General features: G+C 37.1%; 3 protein-coding genes and 2 pseudogenes. 4 read left to right on the forward strand and 1 reads right to left on the reverse strand.

From position 1 onward, the window contains the following. The 3 genes from ACFILL_RS08480 to ACFILL_RS08490 all read left to right on the forward strand — a co-directional run. Positions 1–648, forward strand: a 648-nt coding sequence (locus tag ACFILL_RS08480) for an ABC transporter substrate-binding protein (protein WP_375665927.1), incomplete at its 5' end; no start/stop codon positions are given. Between the two features lie 399 nt (positions 649–1,047). Next, positions 1,048–2,478, forward strand: a complete 1,431-nt coding sequence (gene xseA, locus ACFILL_RS08485; protein ID WP_375643709.1) for an exodeoxyribonuclease VII large subunit — start codon at positions 1,048–1,050, stop codon at positions 2,476–2,478. Further along, positions 2,456–3,085, forward strand: a complete 630-nt coding sequence (locus ACFILL_RS08490; RefSeq protein ID WP_375643710.1) for a DNA-3-methyladenine glycosylase I — start codon at positions 2,456–2,458, stop codon at positions 3,083–3,085. Before xseA ends, ACFILL_RS08490 begins: the two co-directional genes overlap by 23 nt. Positions 3,086–3,330: 245 nt before the next feature. Here ACFILL_RS08490 and ACFILL_RS08495 read toward each other — a convergent pair. After that, positions 3,331–3,510 (reverse strand): annotated as a pseudogene (locus ACFILL_RS08495) (integrase); the annotation flags it as partial. 1,207 nt (positions 3,511–4,717) lie between these two features. Here ACFILL_RS08495 and ACFILL_RS08500 point away from each other — a divergent pair. Then, positions 4,718–5,006 (forward strand): annotated as a pseudogene (locus ACFILL_RS08500) (ABC transporter substrate-binding protein); the annotation flags it as partial.

Raw genomic sequence — 5,006 nt, forward strand, 5'->3', positions numbered from 1 at the left:
CTTCTCAAAGATGTTGGTATTCCACGTGCAAGTTTTATTCCTCTTGGTAATCTTGGGGCTTTGGATGAAAAAGAAGGGCAACCCTTTAAACTTGATCTCCCAAAAGCAAAGCAACTTTTAACAGAGGCAGGTTATCCGGATGGTTTTGAGGCCAGTATTTTTGCTGGTGCCTCTCCTTATCCTTTTGCTTTGCCTATTGCTCAGTCTCTCCAAGACAATGCAAAAAAGGTGGGGGTGCGTTTTAAAATTGAACGTTTCGTAGGCACGCAGTTATTTTCAAAACTATCTGCACGTACTTTTGATACGATTTTTTTCGGATGGAATAATGATTCTGCGGATCCCCATACAATGGCTTCACGTCTTATTTACAATCCTGATAATCGGTTTGAGGCTAAAAATACAGGCTATGCGAGTTGGTGCCATGGGTATTTGGATGAAACTATGAATCAAAAGGTTCAAGATGCGTTGTTTCAAAAAGATCCAAAAAAACGGGCGCAAATGTATGCTGATTTGCAACGTGAATTTATGCAGAAAGGACCTTATGCTTTTATCTATCAGACATATGTTTCTGTAGCGATGACACCTGATGTCAAAAAATGGGTTTGGAATAGTGCACCACGTATTTTTTATAGTGCAATTGAAAAATAAGAAGGATCAGGTTTATAAAATATAAAAAACATGATCATGATATATTTGATGTATTGCAAAGCTCTTTAACACTTTGCAATACGTTGAATTTTATCTGGAATGGATTTCTATGTTGTGTAGAGAATTTTATTTCAGGAATTCTTATAAAAGATGTGTTTGTGTGAATGTTAAGATTGAATATTTAAACTTCTATTGATACAATTTTCGAATGAAATAATGACTCTAGATATCCCCATAAAACGGCTTCAAGTTTTTTTACAACCCTGATAATCGATTTGAAATTAAAAATATAAACTACTCTAGCCGGTGTTATGGGTATTTTGATGAAGCTATAAATCAAAAGTTTAAAGATGTGTTGTTTCAAAAAGATTCACAGAAACGGGCGTAAAGAATTGAAAAATGGTAAGTTTGTTTAGTGAAAAAACAGGTGTAACAAATGTGGCAGAATTCACTGTTTCCGAAATAGCAGGGGCCCTAAAGCGTGTTGTTGAAGAAAAGTTTGGTTATGTACGGGTACGTGGGGAGATATCAGGTTACCGTGGTACTCATGCTTCGGGACATGCTTATTTTGCTTTAAAAGATGATAAGGCACGGTTGGAAGCTGTTATTTGGCGTAGAATGATGGAAAAGCTCAAATTTCCTCCTGAAGAAGGGATGGAAGTGATTGCTGTTGGTAAACTTACGACGTATCCAGGATCATCGAAATATCAAATTGTCATTGAGGCTCTTGAACCAACAGGGATTGGTGCTTTGATGACACTCCTTGAAAATCGTAAGAAAAAGTTTTTAGAAGAAGGCTTGTTTGATGAAGCTAAGAAAAAAACTTTGCCTTATATGCCTCGAACTATAGGCGTTGTAACATCACCAACAGGTGCTGTTATTCGTGATATTATTCACCGTATATCCGATCGTTTTCCGTTGCATATTTTGGTTTGGCCTGTACGTGTTCAGGGGGAAACAAGTGGGAAAGAAGTGGCTGTTGCTGTTGAAGGTTTTAATGCGTTGCCTTTAGGAGGAGTTGTTCCTAAGCCTGATCTTATTATTGTTGCACGGGGAGGGGGAAGTTTAGAAGATTTGTGGGGGTTTAATGACGAAGCTGTTGTTCGTGCTGTTTATGAATCTTCTCTTCCTGTTATTTCTGCTGTTGGGCATGAAACGGACTGGACCTTGATTGATTATGTGGCTGATTGGCGTGCTCCAACTCCCACCGCCGCAGCAGAACGGGCTGTTCCTGTTAAGCTTGATCTTGAGGTGCTGGTGGCATCGCTTGCTGCACGTTTGCGCAAGGGACTAGCGCGTTATTTGGATTTTTATCGACAAAAATTGCGAGCTACTCTACGAGCTCTTCCGACTGCCGATCAACTTTTTGCTCTACCACGGCGTGGTTTGGATGAAACTTCAAGTCGATTGCAGCGTGCTCTTTGTGTGAGCTACGATAAAAAACGTTTTTCTTTTCATGCACTTGGTGTGCGTCTTTCACCGCGTTTGTTAAATAGTGAAAAAGCACAACGCAATACAAAGGAATATACGGCACGTCTTCAACGTGCTTTTGTGCGTAGTGTGGAAAAACAACGTGCTGGGTTAGAGGTAGTATCTAGGCTTTTAAAAAGCACTTCATATCAGAATATTTTGGAGCGCGGTTTTGTTTTGGCTTTGGGGAAAGAGAATAAGCCCATTAAACGCTTGGCTCAGTTTCCTGAAACGGGGCACATAAATTTACGTTTTTTTGATGGAGATATCAGTGTTGCAACACAAGAGCCTATTTCCGCTAAACGTTCAAAACACAAGCAAATAAAGTCGCCTAGCGATGATCAAGGAATGCTCTTTTAATACGGGGGTTAATGCCATGCTTGCGGAAGGTCTTCTTAAGGGAGTGGATGGAAAAGTTCGTTGCGCATGGGCTGGAACGGATCCACTTTATTGTGCTTATCATGATACCGAATGGGGAAAGCCTATTTTTGAGGATATTCGTTTGTTTGAGAAAATTTGTCTTGAAGGTTTCCAAGCGGGACTTTCTTGGTTTACAATTTTAAAAAAACGCTTTTTTTTTCGCATTGCATTTGATCACTTTGACTTTGAAAAGATTGTTCATTATGATGAGCTAAAGGTGCAAATGTTAATGCAGAATAAAGACATTGTTCGCCATCAAGGAAAAATTCAATCAGTGCTTAATAACGCATTGAGAGCACAAGAAATTATAACAGAGTGGGGAAGTTTGTCCCACTATTTTTGGTCTTTTCAGCCACCACCATCAGAGCGTTATGAAAAAATAGATTTTCAAACACTGTTGGCTAACCCTATGACACCTGCTTCTCTTCGTCTTTCTCAAGACTTGAAGAAACGTGGCTGGACATTCGTTGGTCCCACAATTTGTTATGCTTTTATGCAGTCCGTAGGGATTGTTAATGATCATCTTGAAGGATGTTTTTGTCGATAAATTGGCAAACTGTCTTTTGTAAGAGTAATGATCAATAGGATAATAATTGAATTATTTAATGAATGTATAGATTATACAATTTCACTGTATAAGATAATTGAAATATACAAACTATACAATATTAATGATTTTCTACTGTTGTTGGCACTAAAAACGATAAAGGTATAATTTTGAGGATGAAAAAACAGACGCCAAAAGGAGTGATACCTTAACTGTTATGTATCTGAAGTGAGATAATGGTAATATCTTGTATGTTTTAAAGAAACATTTAGTACACCAAAACCCATTTCGCGGTGGCGCCTGTGAATGGTACAACGGTAAATCCATTGAGCACCTCCATCTTTACGCTTATGAAGGAGCAAATCGGCACCATCACACACTTTACTAGCTCTCAATGTTGTGCAACAGTCTTTGGCATTTGTAATGGTTGAGAAGAGTTTTTTTTATTTCTGTTAATGACATGACCGTTATAATTAATGAATATTTTATTCATGCTTATTGACGAATGCAAAGTGGTTTTTAGATGGGGTGCTGTTGTTGCATTGTTTTTCTTTGCTTGTATGACTGTCGGTTTATTTATATGTAGGTCGATTGCTCAATGCTTACCTAGGTAATAAAAATAAAATACAGCGATGAAAAATTGAAGTTAAATGACTCAAGCTGCTTGTGTTGGGTTTTATTATCTGATAGCTTTCCTCTATTAGTAGAGTGATCTTGCCGCGTGTGCGCTCCAATTTTTTGGAAGATGATTAAGCTCATGCAGGCTTGTATCCACTACATTGCTTCGTTGAATCTCTGTATGTTTCCGCTGGAAACGAGAGTTCTGTTGCTGTATGTTGTTTTATGCTCTATTTTTATAGTGGCAAAGCGATGATGCACACTAAAGTTTAGAAGGGTTTATATTCGTTATGTCTTTAGGGGGGAAGCGTCTAATGAATTTTGTTTTTATCAATGGGGGAATGCATTTTAGTGTGTATTCTTTTATTGTAAGCTTTATTTCTCAAAAGATAAAGCGTGGAAGGAATGATTCTTCTCATTTTTCTTTTATCTTTGTTAACGCGTTTGGTTTTGTTGGTAAAAACGTAAAACTTTTGACACTTATTTTTCAAAAGATTAAGCAGCTTTTTGTGGGGGGATGGCGTTTTAGAAAAGATATTTTCTTATGTCTTTCTGCTATTCCAGTGTCGTTTTTGTCATGTAGTAAAGATGCGCCGCATCTTGAAACTGAGTGTTTGAGGGGGATAACTATTTTTAAAGTTTGCATATTTTATTTTAAATATCGCCTAAAGGAATAGAATAATGAATTCATAAATTTTTGCGTAATGATTTTTTAAAGCTCACTATTTTTTGGGGCGATAAGGCTTATTGATGATTAATAGGGAACTGATATAGTGCATTATCATATGCAAAGAAAGGTTATGAAAAAAATGTAATACTGGTTAGCAAAACATATATTGTATGTTCGCTATGGTTTATTGAGACGTAAGTCAATGAATTTATCAAGTAGATGACTCTGTGTAGGTGATTAAAAATATAAGCGATTAGAACGTATTTATTCAATGTTATAATTATAAATTTGCTATATTATTTCAGCGTCATTAATTGATAAAAAATAAATAAAGGGAAAAGTTTATGAACTTGAAGAAAACAATATTAAAAAGTAGCAGCTCTCTTGTTGCTACTCTTATGGCTTTGGGGGTAGTTGTACAACAGGTTTCAGCAAAAACACCGGCTAATACCCTTGTGATGGCTTGGAATCTTGATGCAATCAGTACGTTTGATCCCGCCCAAAGCAATGATGTTTATGCAAGTGAAATTATTTACAATGTTTGTGATAACTTGGCGAGTACTGCGACAGATGATCCTGCTAAAATGGTTCCTGCTTTAGCAACGCATTGGGATGTTTCAGGTGATGATCACA

It is taken from the genome of Bartonella sp. AP20NXHL (genome assembly GCF_042196165.1).
Classification (GTDB): domain Bacteria; phylum Pseudomonadota; class Alphaproteobacteria; order Rhizobiales; family Rhizobiaceae; genus Bartonella.